The 22721-nt window shown below is 56.8% G+C and carries 18 protein-coding genes and 1 tRNA gene; 12 read left to right on the top strand and 7 right to left on the bottom strand.

Features of this window, described 5'->3' with window-relative positions; genetic code table 11:
- Positions 1 to 93: 93 nt before the first annotated feature.
- Complete coding sequence (uspA, locus tag VSX58_RS11845) at positions 94 to 537, bottom strand: universal stress protein UspA (RefSeq protein ID WP_327618262.1); 444 nt, start codon at positions 535 to 537, stop codon at positions 94 to 96.
- A gap of 556 nt (positions 538 to 1093) precedes the next feature.
- On the opposite strand from uspA, the gene uspB reads away from it, so the two are divergent.
- Positions 1094 to 1429, top strand: coding sequence for a universal stress protein UspB (gene uspB / locus VSX58_RS11840; protein ID WP_327615301.1), 336 nt, complete (start codon positions 1094 to 1096; stop codon positions 1427 to 1429).
- 253 nt (positions 1430 to 1682) lie between these two features.
- Here the strand turns inward: uspB and pitA are convergent, their stop codons facing one another.
- Positions 1683 to 3197, bottom strand: a complete 1515-nt coding sequence (gene pitA / locus VSX58_RS11835; RefSeq protein ID WP_327618261.1) for an inorganic phosphate transporter PitA — start codon at positions 3195 to 3197, stop codon at positions 1683 to 1685.
- Positions 3198 to 3478: 281 nt separating this feature from the next.
- On the opposite strand from pitA, the gene VSX58_RS11830 reads away from it, so the two are divergent.
- Both VSX58_RS11830 and VSX58_RS11825 read left to right on the top strand, forming a co-directional pair.
- Complete coding sequence (locus VSX58_RS11830) at positions 3479 to 4678, top strand: BaiN/RdsA family NAD(P)/FAD-dependent oxidoreductase (protein WP_327618260.1); 1200 nt, start codon at positions 3479 to 3481, stop codon at positions 4676 to 4678.
- 197 nt (positions 4679 to 4875) lie between these two features.
- Positions 4876 to 6471, top strand: coding sequence for an EAL domain-containing protein (locus VSX58_RS11825; RefSeq protein WP_327618259.1), 1596 nt, complete (start codon positions 4876 to 4878; stop codon positions 6469 to 6471).
- 63 nt (positions 6472 to 6534) lie between these two features.
- On the opposite strand, the gene VSX58_RS11820 is transcribed toward VSX58_RS11825, so the two are convergent.
- From VSX58_RS11820 to VSX58_RS11810, 3 genes are all read right to left on the bottom strand, one after another.
- Complete coding sequence (locus tag VSX58_RS11820; protein WP_327618258.1) at positions 6535 to 7065, bottom strand: Ail/Lom family outer membrane beta-barrel protein; 531 nt, start codon at positions 7063 to 7065, stop codon at positions 6535 to 6537.
- 439 nt (positions 7066 to 7504) lie between these two features.
- A tRNA-Pro gene (locus tag VSX58_RS11815) sits at positions 7505 to 7581 on the bottom strand.
- 21 nt (positions 7582 to 7602) lie between these two features.
- Positions 7603 to 7776 (bottom strand): hypothetical protein, encoded by a 174-nt coding sequence (locus VSX58_RS11810; RefSeq protein ID WP_327618257.1) that lies wholly within the window; start codon positions 7774 to 7776, stop codon positions 7603 to 7605.
- Between the two features lie 23 nt (positions 7777 to 7799).
- Between VSX58_RS11810 and uhpA the strand changes: the two genes are divergently transcribed.
- The 4 genes from uhpA to uhpT all read left to right on the top strand — a co-directional run bounded on the left by uhpA (position 7800) and on the right by uhpT (position 12884).
- Entirely contained in the window at positions 7800 to 8390 is a 591-nt protein-coding gene (uhpA, locus tag VSX58_RS11805) for a transcriptional regulator UhpA (RefSeq protein ID WP_327618256.1), read from the top strand.
- Complete coding sequence (gene uhpB, locus VSX58_RS11800) at positions 8390 to 9892, top strand: signal transduction histidine-protein kinase/phosphatase UhpB (protein WP_327618255.1); 1503 nt, start codon at positions 8390 to 8392, stop codon at positions 9890 to 9892. The genes uhpA and uhpB overlap by 1 nt, the downstream gene beginning before the upstream one ends.
- A gap of 8 nt (positions 9893 to 9900) precedes the next feature.
- The gene (gene uhpC, locus VSX58_RS11795; protein WP_327618254.1) at positions 9901 to 11256 is read left to right on the top strand and encodes an MFS transporter; all 1356 of its coding nucleotides are present in this window, start codon (positions 9901 to 9903) and stop codon (positions 11254 to 11256) included.
- A 236-nt stretch (positions 11257 to 11492) separates the two neighbouring features.
- Positions 11493 to 12884: a hexose-6-phosphate:phosphate antiporter gene (gene uhpT, locus VSX58_RS11790; RefSeq protein WP_327618253.1), complete on the top strand. Its 1392-nt coding sequence runs from the start codon at positions 11493 to 11495 to the stop codon at positions 12882 to 12884.
- Positions 12885 to 12931: 47 nt separating this feature from the next.
- Here uhpT and eptB read toward each other — a convergent pair whose 3' ends face one another.
- Together eptB and ligB are read right to left on the bottom strand one after the other, a co-directional pair.
- A complete protein-coding gene (eptB, locus tag VSX58_RS11785) occupies positions 12932 to 14608 on the bottom strand; it encodes a kdo(2)-lipid A phosphoethanolamine 7''-transferase (RefSeq protein ID WP_327618252.1) in 1677 nt (558 codons plus the stop codon).
- 178 nt (positions 14609 to 14786) lie between these two features.
- The gene (ligB, locus tag VSX58_RS11780; RefSeq protein WP_327618251.1) at positions 14787 to 16481 is read right to left on the bottom strand and encodes an NAD-dependent DNA ligase LigB; all 1695 of its coding nucleotides are present in this window, start codon (positions 16479 to 16481) and stop codon (positions 14787 to 14789) included.
- A gap of 318 nt (positions 16482 to 16799) precedes the next feature.
- On the opposite strand from ligB, the gene gmk reads away from it, so the two are divergent.
- The 5 genes from gmk to recG are packed head-to-tail and all read left to right on the top strand — an operon-like array spanning position 16800 to position 22650.
- Positions 16800 to 17423 (top strand): guanylate kinase, encoded by a 624-nt coding sequence (gene gmk, locus VSX58_RS11775; RefSeq protein ID WP_327615309.1) that lies wholly within the window; start codon positions 16800 to 16802, stop codon positions 17421 to 17423.
- Between the two features lie 54 nt (positions 17424 to 17477).
- Positions 17478 to 17753, top strand: coding sequence for a DNA-directed RNA polymerase subunit omega (rpoZ, locus tag VSX58_RS11770; RefSeq protein ID WP_048636744.1), 276 nt, complete (start codon positions 17478 to 17480; stop codon positions 17751 to 17753).
- An 18-nt stretch (positions 17754 to 17771) separates the two neighbouring features.
- A complete protein-coding gene (gene spoT / locus VSX58_RS11765; RefSeq protein ID WP_327618250.1) occupies positions 17772 to 19871 on the top strand; it encodes a bifunctional GTP diphosphokinase/guanosine-3',5'-bis pyrophosphate 3'-pyrophosphohydrolase in 2100 nt (699 codons plus the stop codon).
- A 5-nt stretch (positions 19872 to 19876) separates the two neighbouring features.
- Positions 19877 to 20569, top strand: coding sequence for a tRNA (guanosine(18)-2'-O)-methyltransferase TrmH (gene trmH / locus VSX58_RS11760; protein ID WP_327618249.1), 693 nt, complete (start codon positions 19877 to 19879; stop codon positions 20567 to 20569).
- The gene (gene recG, locus VSX58_RS11755; protein ID WP_327618248.1) at positions 20569 to 22650 is read left to right on the top strand and encodes an ATP-dependent DNA helicase RecG; all 2082 of its coding nucleotides are present in this window, start codon (positions 20569 to 20571) and stop codon (positions 22648 to 22650) included. The genes trmH and recG overlap by 1 nt, the downstream gene beginning before the upstream one ends.
- The last annotated feature ends 71 nt before the right edge of the window (positions 22651 to 22721 follow it).

The raw sequence follows: 22721 nt of genomic DNA, 5'->3' as shown, positions 1-22721 counted from the left end.
GGAATTCAGCATAAGTTTTTGTTATATAACAAAAGGTATAGCCCAGGGACTATACCTTCTCGTCGATTAAAAACGCGAAAATCGCGCTGATATTTATTCTTCGTCTTCTTCGTCGTCCCGCAACGGGACAATCAGCATGTCGATGTGTACCGTATTAATCAATTGACGCGCGGAGGACATCAGCTTGCTCCAGAAATCCTGATGGTGGCCGCAGAGCACCAGGTCCATATCGTACTTTTTGATGGCGTCAACCAGGATTTGCCCCAAATCGCCGCTGCCGCTCAGCGTCTGCGTAATGGGATAACCGGCGTTCTGGGACAGCTCAAGCAGCGCATGCTGAGTCTCTTCAGAGATGCGTTGCTGCATATCCCCCAGATTGACATCGATAAGCCCGGTGTACAGATCGGAGTAATTTACATCGACATGAATTAAAGACACTTTCGCGTTATAAGGTCTAGCCATAGAGACGGCTTTTTCCACTAACACTTTGCTTTCCGGAGAAAGGTCGACAGCAATAAGGATATGTTTGTAAGCCATAATAAGACTCCTTCCGTAAAGGCTAAAATTAGGTCAACAGATTTTCTGCTGCCAATCTGCGACTTAATAGAGATTTATATGATAGCACTTCGCCGCATCACGGTATGTTCAGCCGATCACAACGATATGCATTAATAAAATGACATAGGAAACAATCAGGCCATTGGGCCGCTAACGCGTTGATTCTTCCATTAAAGACCTATTTTCAATCCTGTCAATATTATGGGCCGGTTTGGAAGAAAGCGCTTCCATTTACGCCTTAAGTACATAGTTTATGCTTCGAAGCCGCCCATAAAGGCGGAGAAAGTCGTCTAATGCGCCGATTTTACTGTCGCTGTAGAAAAAAGAGACATTCCTCTTCTACAATAAAAATGAGAGGTCGGGCTATCAGACTCGCTCAGGGGAGAAATAACAACAGGGGTAACCGCGATGCTTTAATCATCCGGTCACACGATAAAATCACGTGAAGAACGTGTGGCATAAATGTTCGCAGATATGCCGTTGGTTTGGTCATACCGGGGCGGCTGACGAATATGACACTTACCGGGAGGGAAGCATGATCAGTACATTTGCGCTTTTCTGGGCTCTATGTGTTGTCTGCATCATCAATATGGCGCGATATTATTCCTCATTACGTGTATTACTTCTGGTATTGCGTGACTGCGATCCGCTGCTTTATCAATACGTGGACGGAGGAGGATTCTTCACCTCGCACGGCCAGCCAAGCAAACAGATCAGACTGGTGCGCTATATCTACGCGCAACGTTATCTTGAGCATCACGATCCTGAATTTATGCGCCGCTGCGAAAGGGTGCGGGGCCAGTTTCTGCTCACCACCGCGCTGTGTGGATTGGTGATTGTCAGCCTGATCGCGATGCTGATTTGGTATTGAAAAAACGAGTCCGTTAGCGACGGTAAAAAGGCGATCCGCTGAGAATTCATGGCGATGGTTTAAGCATCGAGAGACCCGGGGCGAGGCGTCTCTACGGCAACCTCCCCCGGCGCTTCGCCGAAAAACCGGCTTAAAACGGCATTAATCCGTTAAGAATCGCCTGTTGTCTGTTCCCGCCGACCGCCGCGGGGAGGAACGGGCTTTATCCGACGGGGCTGGCCGCCTGAACCGCTTCATCGACCAGCTTTGCCCGCTACTGGATCAGTTTCAATGCCAGCCAGTACAGCGACCCCGACAAGACCAGCGAGACCGGCAGCGTCAGCACCCAGGCCAGCAGGATGTTTTTCACCGTCTTACCCTGAACGCCGCCGCCATCGACGATCATCGTCCCGGCCACCGCGGACGACAACACGTGCGTGGTGGAAACCGGCATGCCGGTATAGCTGGCGACGCCAATCGACAGGGCGGCGGTGACCTGCGCCGACACCCCCTGCGCATAGGTCATTCCCCGTTTGCCGATCTTCTCGCCGATGGTGGTCGCCACGCGTTTCCAGCCCACCATGGTCCCCAGAGAGAGCGCCAGCGCCACCGCAACGATGATCCAAATCGGCGCATACTCGACGGTCTGCAGCAGATCCTTGCGCAGGTTGCTCAGGTAGCGCTTGTCGTCAGCCTGGGTTTCCGGCAGCTTGATAATCCGATCCATGGTATCGGCAATGCACATCAGTAAACGGCGCACCTTGCCGCGATCGTCCGCATTTAACTGTTCGTAGCCTTTCAGGTTGTTCAGCAGGCCCATCGTCTGGTCAATCGCCACCATCACGCGGGAGCTATCGCAATAGAACTCCGTCGCCCCGCTCTCATCGGCGGGAATGGTTTTTTCCTCGGACAGGATCAGCGGCGGGGACAGGTCGATAACATGCCCCAGCGCGGCGCCGTGCTGATGATAATATTCCTGAAGATTAAGCACCGAGTCGCGGGTGCGGCTGATGTCATAGCCGGAGGCGTTCATATTGACGATAAACCCGGCCGGCGCCACGCCGATCAACACCAGCATAATCAAACCGATGCCCTTCTGACCGTCATTGGCTCCGTGAGAAAAGCTGACGCCGATGGCGGATAAAATCAGGGCGGTGCGCGTCCAGAACGGCGGCTTGCGTTTGCCGTCCTGCTTTTCACGATCGTTAGGCGTCAGATGTACGCGCTGCCGTTTTTTCGTGCTGTTCCAAAAGCGGCGTAATAAGAACAGCATCGCGCCGGCGATCGCCATCCCCACGATCGGCGACAGGATTAACGACAGGAAAATGCTGACCATTTTGCCAATATTGAGCGCGTCCACCACGGAGGTATTCGTCAATAGGGCATTGGTCAGGCCGATGCCGATGATGGCGCCGATCAGCGTGTGCGAGCTTGAAGCGGGCAGGCCGAAATACCAGGTGCCGAGGTTCCAGATAATCGCGGCCAGCAGCATGGAGAAGACCATGGCCAGACCATGCGCCGAACTGACATTCAGCAATAAGTCGGTAGGAAGCAGGTGGACGATGGCATAAGCAACGCTTAGCCCGCCCAGCAACACGCCTAAGAAATTGAAGATTCCCGCCATGACAACCGCGAACTGCGCTTTCATTGCCCGGGTATAAATCACGGTGGCGACGGCGTTGGCCGTATCGTGAAAACCATTAATGGCTTCATACATCAACACGAACAGTAAAGCCAGGATCAACATCAGGCCGGTGTAATAATCCAGTCCGGCAAATAAATGTAGCATAAGCGTTAGGCCATTTAGTGGTCATGAACGCGGCGCATTATCTGCGACAAGCTGGGGCGGGAAAAGGGAAAAATGACATTTTTTTGACTTAATCGGTGACGGCCGATGGCGAAATATATAATTAATTAATAAAAATCAAAAGATTATATATTATTACCAAATGGCGTAAATTGTTACGCTGGCATCCAACTGCAACGAACACTACAATTTGCCGCCCTGGATCATCACGCCTTTTATCTCAAGGTAGAAAATACGCGCAAACCATCAGCGGAGAAATCATTGTGGAACAGTTTGACGTTGTCATCATCGGCGCCGGCGCGGCGGGGCTCTTCTGCGCCGCACAGGCCGGACGGCGCGGGCTACGCGTTTTGCTGCTCGACAATGGCAAGAAGCCCGGACGTAAAATTTTAATGTCCGGCGGGGGACGCTGCAATTTCACCAATCTGTACGTCGAGCCTGCGGCTTATCTCTCTGAAAACCCTCACTTCTGCAAGTCCGCCCTGGCGCGCTATACCCAATGGGATTTTATCAGCCTGGTGAATAGCCACCGTATCGCCTACCACGAGAAAACCCTCGGCCAGCTATTCTGCGATGATTCAGCTCAACAGATCGTCGACATGTTGGTTACAGAGTGCGCGGAGGCTCAGGTCGAGATCCGGTTACGCAGCGAAGTGGCGGCGGTGGAAAAATCAGGCGGCGCGTTTACCCTGAGATTAACCAACGGCGAAACGCTCCATGGCGCGGCGCTGGTGATCGCCAGCGGCGGCCTGTCCATGCCGGGTCTGGGAGCGACGCCCTTCGGTTATCAAATCGCCCGGCAATTCGGCCTGAATGTTCTGCCCACGCGCGCGGCGCTGGTGCCCTTTACCCTGCATAAACCGCTGCTGGAGCATTTGCAGACGCTCTCCGGCGTCTCCGTGCCGGCGGCCATCGCCGCGGAAAATGGCGCGACGTTTCGCGAAAATATTCTGTTTACCCACAGGGGCCTTTCCGGCCCGGCGGCGCTGCAGCTTTCCAGCTATTGGCAGGCCGGCGAATACGTCACGATCAACCTGCTGCCGGACCAGGATATTGCGGCGCTGATTAATGATGAACGGCTGGCCCACCCCAACCAGAGCCTGAAAAACACGCTGGCGCAGCGGCTGCCCAAACGCCTGGTCGAGTGCCTGCAAACGTTGGGACAGCTGCCGGACGTCACGCTGAAACAGCTCGGCTGCGCGCAGCAACGGCAAATCGAGAAGAATTTAACGCAATGGCGGGTACAGCCCAACGGCACCGAAGGCTATCGCACCGCGGAAGTCACCCAGGGCGGCGTGGATACCCGCGAACTATCGTCAAAAACCCTGGAAGCCGGTAAAGTGCCGGGGCTGTACTTCATCGGCGAAGTGGTCGACGTGACCGGCTGGCTGGGCGGCTATAATTTCCAGTGGGCCTGGAGTTCCGCCTGGGCCTGCGCGCAGGCGCTGCCTCACGCTAAATAGGACCGGTAATGGTTATTTACTAGCAATATCGCATCGTTAAGGCAGGGAAGCGCGGACTTGTACGGCCGCGGCCGCTTGCGCCGGACGATAAATCAGCAGAAAAACCGATTGATCTTATTGGTTATGCAGGCTTGCCAGCGCCGGAGAGTCACGTATCCTCATCCAAGGTATTGGATCCGCGAAAAAAGGAGATGCGGATGATTTCCAGACATGGCAAGAAGCGTAAACGCCATTGGCCTCTATTACTGACAGCGAGCCTATTGCCGCTGCTGTTTGGGTTACTGCTTACCTTTGTTGAATCCCGGATAATGGTAAAACGGGATCTGGAATCCACTGCGCAAGTCGTCATGTTTCACGCGGAGCATATCGCCGATCGGGCATGGTCGATGGCGGACGAGCTTAATCGCCTGGCGGGCCGGCCCTGCGACGCAATCAGCGCTGACCTACAGCATCTTATCTCCGTATTCTCCTATTTTCGCATGATAGGCGTGACGCGGGATGCCCGGGTTTACTGTTCGTCGCTCCCTTTCAATGCCGCGACGCCGCTGGACATGGCGGCGCAGCCGCGGCTGCCGGCCCCGGCGTCTGAACGCTGGAGCCAATCCCTTAAGGGTGCGCTCGACGTAAAAAATCGGCCGGCCGTGGTCTTCGCGCAAACGCCGTCGCGCGGCTATGGCTCCTATGTCGTCGTCGATGCCCGGCACTTTATCGATCTGATGCGCGCGGTCGGCCAGATACGCAAATATCAGCTGACGCTGACGGTAAACCAGGGATATCCCATTCAGGTGGGCCGGCCCATTGCGCCCGCGTCAGGGGTCTTCCCCACCACCGAACTGCTTTTCCAATCCGCTAAGTATCCGATCGCCATACGCGTAATGGCGCCGACGTCAGAATCGATAAGAATTTGGCAAAAAACCAGTTTTACCTTTATTCCTCTCGCCGTCGTGCTGTCGCTGATTTTCACCGTCATCCTGTGGCGCAGGCAGAAACGCCTGCGCCAGCGACAGGACGAAATTCATAGAGGCATCGCCAAAGGCGAGTTTTCCGTCTATTACCAGCCGGTTTACAGCATCGAGTCACAGAGCTGCATCGGCGTTGAAGCGCTGCTGCGCTGGCGGCGCAGCAACGGCCAGTGGATCAAGCCTGATATCTTTATTTCCACCGCGGAAACGGAGGGGATGATTATCCCCCTCACTCAGCATCTGTTCGATCTCGTCGCGACGGATATCGCCGGCTGGAGGGTGGATCCCGGGTTTCATCTCGGCCTCAATGTGGCCGCGGAACATCTACAGCATCCGGACTTTGTCGCGGATGTGCGCGATTTTGCGGCAAAGATCGCCGCGCATCGGCTGAACATCTCGCTGGAGCTGACGGAACGCACGCTGATCGGCAACGGCGCGGACGTAATACAGCGCTTACATCAGCTGCGCAAAGACGGATTCTCAATATCCATTGATGATTTCGGCACCGGTCACTGCTCCCTCTCCTATCTGCAAAACTTCCCGATCGATTTTCTGAAAATCGATCGGGGATTCATCCATATCCTCTCATCCCCGGATGAAGAAGCGCCCATCCTTGACGCCATCATTAGCCTTAGCCATCGCATGAAGCTCGGAATGGTGGCGGAAGGCGTTGAAACTACTGAACAATTGGCTTATCTACAACAGCGCGGCGTGGTTTTGATTCAAGGATTTCTTTACGCCAAACCCATGAGCAGCGAATCCTTTATCGTCTGGCTGCACTACAACGGCAGCAGGTCGCTGGAGCGTATTTTGTTCAAAAAGGAAACATAAAAAGAGGGGATAACGGCCGGTAGAGCGCAATGCCTACCGGCTGCGGTTTATCAATTCAGGGGATCAGAAGCGATAGCCGACGCCGATGTTGAATCCGTCGGCGCGCGTATCGTAAATTTTCGTCCCCTCATAACCTGCGTCAATCACCCAGTTTGCTGCCGGCGCGATTTGAACGCCGAAGCCATAGGCAAAGCTGGACTTATTTTCGCTACCAGAGTGACGGGAGGCGACGCCTCCCTCTTCCCAACTGGATTTACCATAGCCAACCCCCGCCAGACCGTAGATGCTGACGATATCGTTAAAACGGTAAGACGGCCCGGCCATCAGTGAGTAATATTTAAACTTATAATGATCGTTGATTGAGTTCTGATAATATTCCGTCTCTTTTGCACTGACGTACGTAAAAGAGCCGATAATACCGAGGGCGGAATCCCCCTGATAATGGTACTTGGCCGTAATGCCTTTCAGGTCTTTAAAATCGTCGACCTTCGCTTGCGCATAGCCCAATGATACCGTCTGAGCCGCATGGGCAACGGAGATTCCCATACCACAGGCAACCAGAGTAGAAAATAACAGCGCCGTTCTTTTTATCATTGATGACACCTTCCAGGTTTGGGTCATAGTGGATAATACGTCAACCAGGAAATAGTTGCCCACCGCACCTATTTCCCTGCAAATAAAATCGCATTTAATAATAATTTCGTAAAGATGCTTACACTAAGATTACGATATAAAAACAAATATAAAAACCAATAATAAACAATTAGATAATAAAAAATCGAACAAATAAAAACCGATAAACGCGCGCTTTTTGGGACATTTCTGAGGGGTTTTGTCTGGACTGCCACGATGGTTACCGTTGGGACCACGCTTTTATCGAACTATGCGGATGCAGTCCTAAATGTAGTCCCAACGCTTCCGGCCGTAAGCGGGGTATACGATAGATAACGGGCAATAAAAAACCCGCCAATCCAAGCAGGACGCGGGTTTCTTGATACTTTTGGCGATATTCGATACCTGCCGAAAGTCGATTTGGTCGGTGAGAGAGGATTCGAACCTCCGACCCCTTCGTCCCGAACGAAGTGCGCTACCAGGCTGCGCCACTCACCGAATGCGGGGCGCATATTACTGCTAGCCTATTGAAGCGTCAATCTCTTTTTCGCAAAAGCCGAACGGCTGGCGGTAAAGTATCCAGCCGCCGTCTTCGCCGCCTGTCCCGCCCAGCATCCGGCGAAGACGGCGCGCTTGATGCGGAACCAGCGAACAAGACTTGAACGATACGATCGGTGACGCTAAGGTACTCACCTGTTACAACGCCTGGTTTCCCTATGATCACTATCGCTCTCATTGACGACCATCTTATCGTTCGTTCCGGTTTCGCCCAACTGCTGGCCCTTGAGCCGGATATGCGGGTTGTCGGCGAGTTCGGCTCCGGCCGAGAAGCGCTGGCCGGCCTACCGGGACGCACCGTGCAAGTCTGCATCTGCGATATCTCTATGCCGGATATTTCCGGCCTTGAACTCTTAAGCCAGCTGCCGAAAGGCATGGCGGTGGTAATGCTGTCGGTTCACGACAGCCCGGCGCTGATTGAACAAGCGCTGCATGCCGGCGCGCGCGGCTTTCTCTCCAAGCGTTGCAGCCCCGACGAACTGATCGCCGCCGTGCGTACGGTAGCGACGGGCGGCTGCTACCTCACGCCGGACGTGGCGCTGAAGCTTGCCTCCTCGCGGCAGGATCCGCTGACGCGTCGCGAACGCCAGGTGGCGGAAAAACTCGCGCAGGGGATGGCGGTCAAAGAGATTGCCGCCGAACTGGGGCTATCGCCCAAAACGGTGCATGTGCACCGCGCCAATCTGATGGAAAAACTCGGCATCAGCAATGATGTGGAGCTGGCCCGTCGACTGTTCGCCGGCTGGTGATGCGTCCGTTGCTTACCCGGGCGATCTCGCTGGTCGCCAGCCTTTTTATCTTCTCCGCCGCATGGTTTTGCCTGTGGGGCATCAGCCTGCATCTGGTGGAACGGCCTGAGCTGGCCGCGCTGCTGTTCCCGTTCGGCCTGCGCCTGGGGCTGATGCTGCAATGCCCGCGCGGCTACTGGCCGGTATTGCAGGGCAGCGAATGGCTGCTGCTGATTTGGCTCTCGCAGGAAGTCGGCCTGCTCCACCTGCCGTTATTGATGATCGGCAGCCTGCTGTCGCTGCTGCCCGTCGCGCTGGTCAGCCGCCAGCGCCGCCGCAATGACTGGCATACCCTGTTGCTGCAGGGGGGCGCGCTAATCGCCGCCGCGCTGTTGCAATCGCTGCCGTGGATCGGCAACGGGGAAAACGCGCTCACCGTGCTGCTATTGACGCTGACCGGCGGACTGACGCTGGCGCCCACCTGTCTGGTTATCTGGCACTATCTTACCAGCGCCATCTGGCTGCCGCTCGGACCGGCGCTGGTCGCTCAGCCGATCAACTGGCGCACCCGCCATCTGCTCTGGTATCTGCTGCTGTTCGCGGTCAGCCTGTGGCTACAGCTGGGGCTGCCGAACGAGCTGGCGCGTTTTACGCCGTTTTGTCTGGCGCTGCCGATTATCGCCCTCGCCTGGCATTACGGTTGGCAGGGGGCGCTCATCGCCACGCTGATGAACGCCATCGCGCTGATCGCCAGCCAAACCTGGCACGATCATCCGGTGGATTTACTGCTCTCGCTGCTGGCGCAGAGCCTGACGGGACTGTTGCTGGGGGCGGGGATCCAGCGGCTGAGGGAGCTTAACCTGTCGCTGCAAAACCAGCTGGCCCGCAACCACCGCCTCGCCGAACGGCTGCTGGAAACCGAAGAGAGCGTGCGCCGGGAGGTGGCGCGCGAACTGCACGACGATATCGGCCAGACCATTACCGCAATTCGTACGCAAGCCGGGATTCTGCAGCGCCTGGCGCCGGAAAATAACGGCGTAAGGCAGAGCGGCGCGTTGATTGAGACGCTCTCTCTCGGCGTGTATGACTCGGTGCGCCGTCTGCTGGGGCGCCTGCGGCCGCGCCAGTTGGACGACCTTTCCCTCGAGCGGGCGATGCGTTCGCTGACGCGCGAAATGGAGCTGGAGGCACACGGCATCGTCAGCCGACTGAGCTGGCGAATCGACGAGACGCAGCTCAGCGAAAGCCAGCGCGTCACGCTGTTTCGCGTCTGCCAGGAGGGGCTGAACAACATCGTCAAACACGCCAACGCCAGCACCGTCATGCTGGCGTGCTGGCGGAAAGAAAATCAGCTGATGCTGGTGATTGAAGACGACGGCTGCGGGCTGCCGCCCAATTCGGGGCAGTTGGGGCTGGGACTGACCAGCATGCGCGAACGGGTCTCGGCCCTCGGCGGTTCGCTGACTATCTCCTGCACCCGCGGCACCCGCGTCACCGTCAGCTTGCCGCTGCGTAATCAATAAGGATCGTCATGTTCGGTTTTTTGAAAATACCCCCCGGCATCCCGCCGCTTAGCGACCGGAAAACCATCGACGAGACGTATCGCTACTGGCGGCGGCATATCCTGCTCTCCATCTATCTGGGCTATGCGCTGTTTTACTTTACGCGCAAAAGTTTCAACGCGGCAGTGCCGGATATTCTCGCCAACGACATTCTGACGCGCTCCGATATCGGCCTGCTCGCCACGCTGTTTTACATCACCTACGGGCTGTCGAAATTCTTTTCCGGCATCGTCAGCGACCGATCCAACGCCCGCTACTTTATGGGGCTGGGGCTGATTGCCAGCGGGGTGGTGAATATCCTGTTCGGCTTTTCATCGTCGCTATGGGTGTTCGCTCTGCTGTGGGGCGCCAACGCCTTCTTCCAAGGGTGGGGCTCGCCGGTATGCGCGCGCTTACTCACCACCTGGTACTCGCGCACCGAACGCGGCGGCTGGTGGGCGCTGTGGAATACCGCGCATAACGTGGGCGGCGCCCTGATCCCCATGGTGGTGGGGGCGGCGGCGCTGCACTACGGCTGGCGCGCCGGGTTGATTATCGCCGGCGGGCTGGCAATAGCGGTCGGGCTGTTTTTATGCTGGCGGCTGCGCGATCGCCCGCAAACCCTGGGGCTGCCCAGCGTGGGCGAGTGGCGCCGCGATGCGTTGGAGATCGCGCAACAGCATGAGGGCCAGGGGCTGTCGCACCGGGAAATTCTTCATAAGTATGTACTCGCCAACCCCTACATCTGGCTGCTGGCGCTCTGCTATGTATTGGTTTACGTGGTGCGGGCCGCCATCAACGACTGGGGCAATCTGTATATGTCGGAAACCCTCGGCGTGGATCTGGTCACCGCCAACTCGGCGGTAACCATGTTCGAACTGGGCGGATTTATCGGCGCGCTGGTCGCCGGCTGGGGTTCGGACAAACTGTTCAACGGCAACCGCGGACCGATGAACCTGATCTTCGCCGCCGGCATCCTGCTCTCCGTCGGTTCGCTTTGGCTGATGCCGTTCGTCAGCTATGTGATGCAGGCGGCCTGCTTCTTTACCACGGGATTTTTTGTTTTTGGTCCGCAAATGCTGATCGGCATGGCGGCGGCGGAGTGTTCGCACAAAGACGCGGCGGGCGCCGCCACCGGTTTCGTCGGACTCTTCGCCTATCTGGGAGCGTCGCTTTCCGGTTGGCCGCTGGCGCAGATTATGGATATCTGGCACTGGACCGGTTTCTTTGCGGTGATTGCCGTCGCGGCGGGCGTCTCCGCCCTGCTCTTGCTGCCGTTTTTAAACGCGCAGGCTCCGCGCGACGGCGCGCCAAAAACTTCCGAGATACCTTTTTCAGACGGTTGACAACCCCGCCTACGGAACGAAAACGGCGATCGTGCAATGGAAAAGTAAAGCGTCCGCGTCAAAGATGCCGGCCATAAATCCCCTCAGGGACGTGACCTGCTTCACTCTTTTGCGCCTAAAAGGCCAAAACCGAGAATTTTTCTTAGTTTTGACGGGATGATGTCTTAAGCCAGTTCCGGCCTGGGTTTCTTACAATGCAGCCATTTTCCAGCGTTTGCAAGTAAGAGGAGACAACCATGCTGGCCTTTCTTAATCAGGTGCGCAAGCCGACCCTGAACCTGCCGATCGAAACGCGGCGCAAAATGTGGTTCAAACCCTTTATGCAGTCCTATCTGGTGGTCTTTATCGGCTACCTGACCATGTACCTGATCCGCAAGAACTTTAACATCGCTCAGAATGACATGATCTCCACCTACGGCCTGAGCATGACGCAGCTGGGGATGATCGGCCTGGGATTCTCCATCACCTACGGCGTGGGAAAAACGCTGGTCTCCTACTATGCCGACGGCAAAAACACCAAGCAGTTCCTGCCGTTTATGCTGATCCTCTCCAGTATCTGTATGCTGGGCTTCAGCGCCAGCATGGGGTCCGGCTCCGTCAGCCTGTTTCTGATGATCGCCTTCTACGCGCTGAGCGGATTCTTCCAGAGCACCGGCGGGTCGTGCAGCTACTCCACCATCACCAAATGGACGCCGCGCCGTAAGCGCGGAACCTATCTGGGACTGTGGAACATCTCCCACAACCTGGGCGGCGCCGGCGCGGCAGGCGTGGCGCTGTTCGGTGCGAACTACCTGTTTAACGGTCATGTGATCGGCATGTTTATCGTACCGTCCGTTATCGCGCTGATTATCGGCTTTATCGGCCTACGCTACGGCAGCGACTCGCCGGAAGCTTACGGCCTGGGTAAGGCGGAAGAGCTGTTTGGCGAAGAGATCAGCGATGAGGATAAAGAAACGGAAGACAACTCGATGACCAAATGGCAGATCTTTGTCGAGTACGTGCTGAAGAACAAGGTCATCTGGCTGCTGTGTTTCTCCAACGTCTTCCTTTATGTGGTGCGTATCGGCATCGACCAATGGTCCACGGTATACGCCTTTCAGGAGCTAAAACTGTCGAAAGAGGTTGCGATTCAGGGCTTTACCCTGTTTGAGGCCGGCGCATTGGTCGGTACTTTGCTGTGGGGCTATCTCTCCGACCTGGCCAATGGCCGCCGCGCGCTGGTGGCCTGCATCGCGCTGGCGCTGATCATCGCCACCCTGGGCATCTACCAGCATGCCAGCAATCCGTATATTTATCTCTCTTCATTATTTGCGCTCGGCTTCCTGGTGTTTGGTCCGCAGCTGCTGATCGGCGTCGCCGCCGTGGGCTTTGTGCCGAAAAAAGCCATCAGCGCGGCCGACGGCATCAAGGGCACCTTCGCCTACCTGATTGGCGACAGCTTCGCCAAACTGGGGCTGGGGATGATTGCCGACGGCACGCCGATCTTCGGTCTGACCGGCTGGGCGGGCACCTTCGCCGCGCTGGATACCGCCGCCGTCTGCTGTATCTGTCTGATGGCGATGGTTGCGGTGATGGAAGAGCGCAAAATCCGCCGCGAAAATCGCCTCCGCAAACAGAAAACCGCATAAGCGGTCGATACCAGAGATAGCCCGGTTGATGTACCGGGCTTCCCCCGTCAGCGTCCCTTATTGCACCAATTGTTTTTAGGATTGATGCCTCCGTCCGGCGAGCTATAGCCCAGACATCCCAATATCGAGTCAAACAGCTCCTCGTGACGGTGGGTGCTTCCTATCCGCTGCTGGGCCTTTAGCCGCTCGAAGGCATTCAGGTTATCGGCGTCCGCCAGAAACTTATCCGACGCCCATACCATCATCGGCGAGCGGAACTGCTCCGGCGGCGCCATTTCGCGCGGCGTACCGTGCAGATGGAAGTTTTCGTCAATGGACTCGCCATGATCGGAGGCGTAAAACACCAGAGCCTTCTTATCGCGCACCTGGTTGATAACGTTGCTGATAAAGCTGTCGGTATACAATACGCTGTTATCAAATGCGTTAATCAGCTGTTCGCGGGAACAGGACGCGTCTACCCCCATGCACTCCGGCTGATAGCGCGCATAGCTGCGCGGGTAACGCATGGAGTAAAGGTAATGAGATCCTTTGGTATGCAGCACAATCAAATGCTTGCCTTTAGGGTAACGCGCCAAAGACTCTTGCACTTCATCCACCAGCAGCATGTCGTCCACAGACTTTCCGTCGTTACTTTTTTCCGACGCGATCATTTCGCGAAAGGAGTAGTTGTCCGCTTCGATGCTGTTGTAAAACCAAACTTCGCTTTGCATCGCGAACAGCTCGGAAGTGAAGCCCAGCTCCTTCAATACCGCAAAAACATTTTGCTCCTTCAGCGTGCGCTGAGGGTTATCTTCCGTTCCGCCTTCCCGTACAAACATGCAGCGCATGGAGAGTTTAGTCGAGGTATCGCAGGATTTTCCGCGAAACGCCACCAGATTTTTTTCTTTCGACAGCCTGGGGGTGGTATCGCGCTCATATCCCAGCAGCCCCATATGATCCCAACGGGTGGTTTCGCCGATGATGAAAATCACATAGGTGTCATCAATCCCTTTCGGCGCAAGGTAAGTAAAATGTTTGCCGGGATCGAACAGATTCTCCGCGTCCTGATTTTCGTCATATTTGGTGTAGGCGAACAGCCCCAGCGCAGACAGCCAGTTCGACGGCAGATAAGAGTGGGCGACCACGCCGCCATAGCTAGGCAAGTCAACGTTGGACGACTTTTCAGAGATCGACTGGGTTTTATCCATATAGCGGATCGGCAGCCAGACCAAGGCAACCACCGCCAGCAACACAAGAAGCGGCGCCAGGCGTTTCCCCGGCGACTTCAGCTGCTCAATCAACGTATAGCGTAATGAGTTTTTCCAAATCAGCAGCAAGGGCAGCGCGCTTACCAGCAGCATCCACAGAATAAAACGGAAGCCGACCACCTCCTTGGACAGGTCGATATCCGTGGTCATTACCGCGGCGATAATGCCGTAACCAATCACTACATTAAAAAAGGTCATGTAATAACTGGCCGCTACGGAAATAAGCACCAGCAAAGATGCGGCGATGCGGTAAAAAAAACGTCCCCCCAAAGAAATAATGCGCATCAGGAAAAAGGTAAAAAAGATGCAGGCGAGCAGCTCAATTACCATGGGAGTGAATTTTGAAGTATGAGTGCCGGACAATATTGAAAAAGAATCAAAACGGCGATAAAACACCGAGATATTAAGGAAACAGCCGATATAAATTGCCAGTAAGAACGATAACGTTGCTTGTGAAAAGGGGGAACTAAACTTCATCGCGACAAATGCTCCGACCAAACCTTATTTATTATCTGAAGCTATAGGACAACAGCGTAATGTCAGAGTTCAGATGCGGAAAATAAGTCGTTATTTTTGTAAAAATAAGCGATTGCCCAGTAAGGCTGCCGTAAGCCGCATCCCCCCATTTATTCATATCCCGAAAACGCCCGGGGAATTACGTTTCAACCCCTTCGCGGCCGATTCTGGCGATAAGTTCGACAACCGCCGGATGATGCAAAAACGCCATAATTTCTTCAGCCAGCTTAACGCCGACTCCCGGAAACTGTCGCCACTGCGACAATGTCCTTTGCTGCAACCGCCGCCAATCTATATTCTCCAGCGCGCCGGCGGCGGAACGAGGCAGCGGCATCCCCAGAGCCGGCAGCCAGCGGGCCAACGGCAGCCGGCGCGCCCGCTGCAGGCTGTCATAGATGTTATCAGCCTGAGTATCTCCTATCCCCCTGACGTCCTTTATCTGCTCCCGGGTCAGCGACAGCCAGGATACGACATCGCTCAGCGCGCCGTGCCGCATCAAACGCCGCCAAACCCCTTCGCCGACCCCGCTCAGATTCAGCCCATGCTCGCCGCTCAGCCAGATTAACCGGGAGAGCATCTGTTGCCGGCAGGAAACGCTGTACCGAAAGCAGCTGAGAGAGTGAAAATCACGCGCGTCCGGCGGCGTGACCGGCGGGCGCACAGCCGCGCGCCACACTACGTTGTCCAAGCGGGGAATGCCCTGTCCGGCCAGGCTGACGCCTATCTGATCGCCAGGCAAAACATCCCATCGCCGCCAGCGCGCTAGCGAGCCGACATTCACCCGGCGCACCGCTTTGTCATCCAGGCGCAACGGGTTGAGATTTAAGACCACATGTATCGTTCCCGTGCGGCCGATAGAGAAATCAACGCTCTTGACCTCGGCCACCTGCCGCACCGACGGATATTTCCAGGCCACGGCCCAATCGGCCGGCCTATTACGCCAGTAGCGCCCCTGAGGTTCCTTGTCTCGGCGGATCACCACGCCGTCGGTAACGAAAGGCAGCGGCTGGCGATACCAGCGATCGCGCCAGCGTTCGGCCTCTTCCAGCGAAGCAATGCGATGCGTATAGTCGGCCGTCAGGGCGAATCCCATCGTTCGCAATGCCTCGATACGCTCAGACAGCGCGGCCGGCCCATCGGGCCATGCCCAGATAAAGATGCCGATACGCGGCGTAACGGACGAGTGCCGGCGGCGGCGCATCTCCCCGGCGACGATCGCGCGGGCGTTGATTCCGCCGCGCAGATTTTGCCGATGGCCGTCCGCCTTGAGAAAGAGCTCACCCTGCAGCACCACGGTTTCCGACGCCTCTTCCAGCCGTTTGGGCACCGCCGGTATGGCGAGAACCTTCTGCGTCCAGTTTTCTCCCCGTAGACCGTTCCCCCGGCTCGTCGCCGACGCCAGTCTCCCCCGCCGGTACTCCAGCGTCACCGCTACGCCATCGATTTTGGGCTGGATCCATAAATCTTGATGCTGTTTTATCCATTGCCGTAGCTCTCCGCGTTCAGAGAGCTTGTTCAACCCCGTCTGCGCGACGGGATGCGCCTGTTTTCCGCCATTCGGCAACGAGACGGGAAAATCCGCTTTATCCGGTAAAAAACAGCGTCGCCAGCGGGTTAGCCGGCTTCGCAGTTGATCGTAAATCTCATCGTCCACCAGGCTCTCCCCCGCCTGATAATAAGCCGCATCCCACACCGCCAGCTGCCGGCCGAGCGCCGCCATTTCCGTCTGGGCGCGCTCGGCCGACCAGTCCGGGCAAGGAGAGGCCGCGGCGCACGACCAACCGGCGGCGCCCGCCAATAGCGTGATGACAAATCGTCTGACCCAGCAATTCATGTAACCTCCCTCCTTGAATACGGACTGAGCGCAGTACAGCGCAGGCGCCGCGATAAAACGAGGGCGGAAATGAAGGAATGCGCAGCGCCCCGCAACGTTTTTTCCCCATTGCAATCTCTATGAAAATTCACGGGAATCGGCTGCGCAACGCATATCGGTAGGGTTGGCAAACCCCATTTATGGTGGCATAACAATAAAACATTCAGCGATGATATTTATCGCCACGCGACTGATGGCGTATCGCCGTGTATAATGTGAGGAAATGCACACTCTGCTGCATCCATACCGACAATCAATCGCAATTAATAAAACTTCACTATGGCTCAAGGCACGTTATATATCGTTTCCGCTCCCAGCGGGGCGGGGAAGTCCAGTTTGATCCAGGCGCTATTAAAAACGCAGCCTCTTTACGACACTCAGGTATCGATTTCACATACCACGCGAGCCAAACGGCCGGGAGAGAACCACGGCGAACACTATTTCTTTGTCGCGGTTGATGAATTCAAGCGTATGATCCAGGAAGACGAATTTCTGGAATACGCCGAAGTTTTCGGTAATTACTACGGCACCTCCCGTAGCGCGATTGAGCAGGTGCTGGCGACCGGCGTGGATATATTTCTGGATATTGACTGGCAAGGCGCCCAGCAAATCCGTACCCGCATGCCGCAGGCGCGCAGCATTTTCATTTTGCCGCCGTCGAAAGAAGAGCTGGCGCGCCGTCTGCGCGGCCGCGGTCAGGATAGCGAAGAGGTTATCGCGCGCCGCATGGCGCAAGCCGTGGCTGAAATGACGCACTATGCCGAATACGATTATTTAATCGTTAACGATGATTTCGATTTGGCATTGCTCGACTTAAAAACCATTATCCGCGCCGAACGTCTGCGTTTAAGCAGGCAGAAGGTGCGACATGATGCATTAATCACCAAACTATTGGCAGACTGACGGCTCTTTCAGTATGATGCCCAGTCCTTTTATTTCCCTGTGGAGTAGCACATTATGGCACGCGTAACTGTTCAAGACGCTGTAGAGAAAATTGGTAATCGTTTTGACCTGGTGTTGGTCGCTGCTCGTCGCGCCCGCCAAATCCAAACGGGCGGCAAAGAGCCGCTGGTTGCCGAAGAAAACGACAAATACACCGTGATCGCCCTGCGCGAGATCGAAGAAGGTCTGATCAACGCCCAAATTCTGGACGTTCGCGATCGTCAGGAACAGCAAGAGCAGGAAGCCGCGGAAATTCAAGCGGTCACCGCGATTGCTGAAGGCCGCCGTTAATTAGACTATGAGTCTCCCTTGTATCTTTTTGAAAGCCTAAATCTACTGATTCAACGTTATCTGCCGGAAGAGCAGATTCAACGTTTACGGCAAGCCTATATTGTTGCACGTGATGCTCACGAGGGGCAGACGCGCTCCAGCGGCGAGCCCTATATCACTCACCCCGTCGCCGTCGCCTGTATTCTGGCGGAGATGCGTCTCGACTATGAGACGCTGATGGCGGCGTTGTTGCATGACGTGATCGAGGATACGCCCACCACCTACCAGGACATAGAGCAGGGCTTCGGCAAGAGCGTTGCCGAACTGGTGGAGGGCGTCTCCAAGCTGGATAAGCTGAAGTTTCGCGACAAGAAAGAGGCGCAGGCGGAAAACTATCGCAAAATGATTATGGCGATGGTGCAGGATATCCGCGTTATCCTGATCAAACTGGCCGACCGCACCCATAACATGCGCACGCTGGGCGCGCTGCGCCCGGACAAGCGCCGCCGCATCGCCCGCGAAACGCTGGAGATATACAGTCCGCTGGCGCACCGGTTGGGGATTCATCACCTGAAAACCGAGCTTGAAGAGCTGGGTTTCGAAGCCCTTTATCCCAATCGTTACCGGGTGATTAAAGAGGTGGTCAAGGCCGCCCGCGGCAACAGGAAGGAGATGATCCAGAAAATCCTCGCCGAGATTGAAGGCCGTCTGACCGAAGCCGGGATCGCCAGCCGCGTCAGCGGCCGCGAAAAGCACCTCTATTCGATCTACTGCAAAATGCACCTGAAAGAGCAGCGTTTCCACTCCATTATGGACATTTACGCGTTTCGGGTGATCGTTAAAGAGGTCGATACCTGCTATCGCGTATTAGGCCAGGTTCATAGCCTGTATAAGCCGCGTCCGGGCCGGGTAAAAGATTATATCGCCATCCCCAAGGCCAACGGCTATCAGTCGCTGCATACCTCGCTGATCGGCCCGCACGGCGTGCCGGTGGAGGTGCAGGTCCGTACCGATGATATGGATCAGATGGCGGAAATGGGCGTGGCCGCGCACTGGGCGTACAAAGAGGGCGAAAGCAGCACCACGGCGCAGGTCCGCGCGCAGCGCTGGATGCAAAGCCTGCTGGAATTGCAGCAGAGCGCGGGCAGTTCGTTCGAATTTATCGAAAGCGTCAAGTCCGATCTCTTTCCCGACGAAATCTATGTGTTCACCCCGGAAGGGCGGATCGTGGAGCTGCCCGCCGGCGCCACCCCGGTCGACTTCGCCTATGCGGTGCATACCGATATCGGCCACGCCTGCGTCGGCGCCAGAGTCGATCGCCAACCCTATCCGCTGTCTCAATCGCTGAACAGCGGGCAGACCGTTGAGATCATCACCGCGCCCGGCGCCAGACCGAACGCCGCCTGGCTGAATTTCGTCGTCAGTTCCAGAGCGCGCGCCAAAATTCGCCAGATGTTGAAAAACCTCAAGCGAGACGACTCCGTCAGCCTCGGCCGCCGTTTGCTCAGTCACGCCTTGGGCAACGGACGCAAGCTTTCGGATATCCCGCCGCAAAATATTCAGACCGAGCTGGATAGGATGAAACTCGCCTCCCTGGACGATCTGATGGCGGAAATCGGCTTGGGCAACGCCATGAGCGTGGTGGTGGCGAAAAACCTGCTGAATGAGCAGTCCCAGTTGAACAACGCCGGGCAGCACAAATTGCCGATTAAAGGCGCGGACGGCGTGATGGTCTCATTCGCCAAATGTTGCCGCCCTATTCCCGGCGATCCGATTATCGCCCATGTCAGCCCCGGTAAAGGTCTGGTTATCCATCACGAATCCTGCCGCAATATTCGCGGTTACCAGAAAGAGCCCGAGAAATTCATGGCGGTGGAGTGGGATAAGGTAACCGAGCAAGAGTTTATCGCCGAAATCAAAGTGGATATGTTCAACCATCAGGGCGCATTGGCGAATCTGGCGACCGCGATCAACGCCGCCAACTCGAATATCCAAAGCATCAACACGGAAGAAAAAGACGGCCGCGTTTACAGCGCCTTTATCCGTCTCACTACGCTCGACCGCGTTCATCTGGCGAACGTTATGCGAAAAATCCGCATCATGCCGGATGTGATAAAAGTTAACCGTAACCGAAATTAACCGTTATGACTCCTCAACGCTATGCGCGCATAAGAGAGATGCTGGCCAGCCGTCAGCCCGATCTGACCATCTGCATGGAGCAGGTGCATAAGCCGCATAACGTTTCCGCGGTTATTCGTACCGCCGACGCGGTCGGCGTTCATCAGATCCACGCCGTATGGCCGACCCGCAAGATGCGAACGCTGGTCTCTTCCGCCGCCGGCAGCAACAGCTGGGTCCAGGTGAAGACACACCGCACCATCGATGAGGCGGTCCGCCATCTGAAAATATCGGGCATGCAGATTCTGGCAACCCACCTTTCCCCGCAGGCCGTCGATTTCCGCGCCGTCGACTATACCCGTCCCACCTGCATTCTGCTGGGACAGGAGAAAACCGGCATTAGCGCCGGGGCGCTGAAGCTGGCCGATCGAGATATCATTATCCCGATGACCGGCATGGTGCAGTCGCTGAACGTCTCCGTCGCCTCGGCATTAATTCTGTATGAAGCGCAGCGCCAGCGTCAGCAGGCCGGGATGTATCGGCGCGCCGACAGCCCGCTGGCGGAGGAAGAGCAGCAGCGGCTGCTGTTCGAAGGCGGCTATCCGGTGCTGGCGCGCGTCGCCAAACGTAAAGGCCTGCCCCGCCCTTATATCGATGACGACGGACAAATCGTCGCCGATACCGCCTGGTGGGCCTCAATGCAATCCTCGGAGCGCTGATGCAAGGCCGCCTGCTGCATACTCAACCGCTAAGCGCGCTTGCCGGTGTGGGAGCCAGCCAGGCCGCTAGGCTTGCCCGCATCAGGCTGGAAACCGTACAGGATTTACTGTTTCACCTGCCGCTGCGCTACGAAGACCGCACGCGTCTTTATCCCATCGGCGATCTGCTTCCCGGCATGTACGCCACGGTGGAAGGCGAAATTCTGCGCAATGACATTACCTTCGGCCGCCGCCGCATGCTGACCTGCCAGATAAGCGACGGCAGCGGCATGTTGACCATGCGCTTTTTTAATTTCAACGCCGCGATGAAGAATAGCCTGGCGCCGGGACAGCGGGTTACGGCCTATGGCGAAATTAAACGGGGTAAAATCGGCGCGGAGATTATCCACCCGGAATACCGCCTGCAGGGCGATGAGGCCCGGATCGAACTGCAGGCGTCGCTGACGCCGGTATATCCCACCACGGAAGGCGTGCGCCAGGCGACGCTGCGTAAACTCACCGATCAGGCTCTGGCGCTGCTGGACGCCAACCCGATAGACGAACTGCTGCCGGAAGAACTCAGCCGGTCGCTGATCAGCCTGCCCGAAGCGCTGCATACCCTGCATCGCCCGCCGCCGGATATGCAACTCGGCGAGCTGGAACAGGGAAAACACCCGGCGCAGCAGCGCCTGATTATGGAAGAGCTGCTGGCGCACAATTTAAGCATGCTGGCCGTGCGCGCCGGGGCGCAGCGCTATCGGGCGCTGCCGCTGCCGGTCGACGACGCCCTGAAACGGCGTCTGCTGGCCACGCTGCCTTTCTCGCCTACCCAGGCGCAGGCGCGGGTTGTGGATGAGATTGAAACCGATCTGGCGAAAAGCATCCCCATGATGCGCCTGGTGCAGGGCGACGTCGGTTCGGGAAAAACGCTGGTAGCGGCGCTGGCCGCGCTGCGCGCGATTGCGCATGGCAAACAGGTGGCGCTGATGGCGCCGACGGAGCTGCTGGCGGAACAGCATGCCCACAATTTCCGCCAGTGGTTTGAACCGCTGGGGATTGAAGTCGGCTGGCTGGCCGGGAAGCAAAAAGGCAAGGCCCGACAGGCTCAGCAGGACGCCATCGCCGGTGGTCAGGTATCCATGGTGGTGGGGACGCACGCCATCTTCCAACAACAGGTCAAGTTCAACGGGCTAGCGCTGGTGATCATCGATGAACAGCACCGTTTCGGGGTGCATCAGCGTCTGGCTTTGTGGGAAAAAGGCGAAGAGCAGGGCTTCCACCCGCACCAGCTGATTATGACCGCCACCCCTATCCCTCGAACGCTGGCGATGACCGCCTACGCCGATCTGGACATCTCGGTCATCGATGAGCTGCCGCCGGGCAGAACGCCCGTCACGACGGTGGCGATTGCGGACGCGCGCCGTAGCGAGGTGATTCAACGGGTCAACAACGCCTGCCGGCAAGAGGGCAGGCAGGCCTATTGGGTCTGCACGCTGATTGAAGAGTCCGACCTGCTGGAAGCGCAGGCGGCCGAGGCCACCTGCCAGGAACTGAAAGCCGCGCTGCCAGACATTCGCGTCGGCCTGGTGCATGGCCGCATGAAATCCCAGGAAAAACAAGTCGTCATGCAGGCCTTCAAACAAGGCGAACTGCAGTTGCTGGTGGCGACGACGGTGATTGAAGTGGGCGTCGACGTGCCGAACGCCAGCCTGATGATTATCGAAAACCCGGAGCGGCTGGGGCTGGCGCAGCTCCACCAACTGCGCGGGCGCGTCGGGCGCGGCGCCGTCGCCTCGCACTGCGTGCTGCTGTATAAAACGCCGCTCAGCAAGACGGCGCAGAAGCGGCTTCAGGTATTGCGCGACAGCAACGACGGTTTCGTCATCGCCCAGCGCGATCTGGAAATTCGCGGACCGGGCGAACTCTTAGGCACGCGTCAAACCGGCAACGCCGAATTCAAGGTCGCGGACTTACTGCGCGACCGGGCATTGATCCCTCAGGTACAGCGCGTCGCCCGCCATCTGCACGAGCGCTATCCGCAGCACGCCCGCGCTCTGATTGAACGCTGGCTGCCGGAGCGCGTCCGTTATACCAATGCGTAAAAGCGCTGTATCGCGCCTAAAACCGCTACGCTATCCCGCTAAATAGCCCGGCACTGCCGGTCAAATGAATT

Source organism: Brenneria populi, assembly GCF_036016195.1.
GTDB lineage: Bacteria > Pseudomonadota > Gammaproteobacteria > Enterobacterales > Enterobacteriaceae > Brenneria > Brenneria populi.
The sequence above is the reverse complement of the archived record's forward strand: the minus strand, read 5'-3'. Positions and strand labels throughout refer to the sequence as shown.

Excerpts from the sequence above, each read along its gene's own strand:
- trmH (WP_327618249.1), top strand. The coding sequence starts at position 19,877 with ATGACTCCTCAACGCTATGCGCGCATAAGAGAGATGCTGGCCAGCCGT.
- uhpA (WP_327618256.1), top strand. The coding sequence starts at position 7,800 with ATGATCACTATCGCTCTCATTGACGACCATCTTATCGTTCGTTCCGGT.
- VSX58_RS11825 (WP_327618259.1), top strand. The coding sequence starts at position 4,876 with ATGATTTCCAGACATGGCAAGAAGCGTAAACGCCATTGGCCTCTATTA.
- pitA (WP_327618261.1), bottom strand. The coding sequence starts at position 3,197 with ATGCTACATTTATTTGCCGGACTGGATTATTACACCGGCCTGATGTTG.
- VSX58_RS11820 (WP_327618258.1), bottom strand. The coding sequence starts at position 7,065 with ATGATAAAAAGAACGGCGCTGTTATTTTCTACTCTGGTTGCCTGTGGT.
- recG (WP_327618248.1), top strand. The coding sequence starts at position 20,569 with ATGCAAGGCCGCCTGCTGCATACTCAACCGCTAAGCGCGCTTGCCGGT.
- uhpB (WP_327618255.1), top strand. The coding sequence starts at position 8,390 with ATGCGTCCGTTGCTTACCCGGGCGATCTCGCTGGTCGCCAGCCTTTTT.
- uspB (WP_327615301.1), top strand. The coding sequence starts at position 1,094 with ATGATCAGTACATTTGCGCTTTTCTGGGCTCTATGTGTTGTCTGCATC.
- eptB (WP_327618252.1), bottom strand. The coding sequence starts at position 14,608 with ATGAAGTTTAGTTCCCCCTTTTCACAAGCAACGTTATCGTTCTTACTG.
- uhpC (WP_327618254.1), top strand. The coding sequence starts at position 9,901 with ATGTTCGGTTTTTTGAAAATACCCCCCGGCATCCCGCCGCTTAGCGAC.
- uspA (WP_327618262.1), bottom strand. The coding sequence starts at position 537 with ATGGCTTACAAACATATCCTTATTGCTGTCGACCTTTCTCCGGAAAGC.
- ligB (WP_327618251.1), bottom strand. The coding sequence starts at position 16,481 with ATGAATTGCTGGGTCAGACGATTTGTCATCACGCTATTGGCGGGCGCC.
- rpoZ (WP_048636744.1), top strand. The coding sequence starts at position 17,478 with ATGGCACGCGTAACTGTTCAAGACGCTGTAGAGAAAATTGGTAATCGT.
- gmk (WP_327615309.1), top strand. The coding sequence starts at position 16,800 with ATGGCTCAAGGCACGTTATATATCGTTTCCGCTCCCAGCGGGGCGGGG.
- uhpT (WP_327618253.1), top strand. The coding sequence starts at position 11,493 with ATGCTGGCCTTTCTTAATCAGGTGCGCAAGCCGACCCTGAACCTGCCG.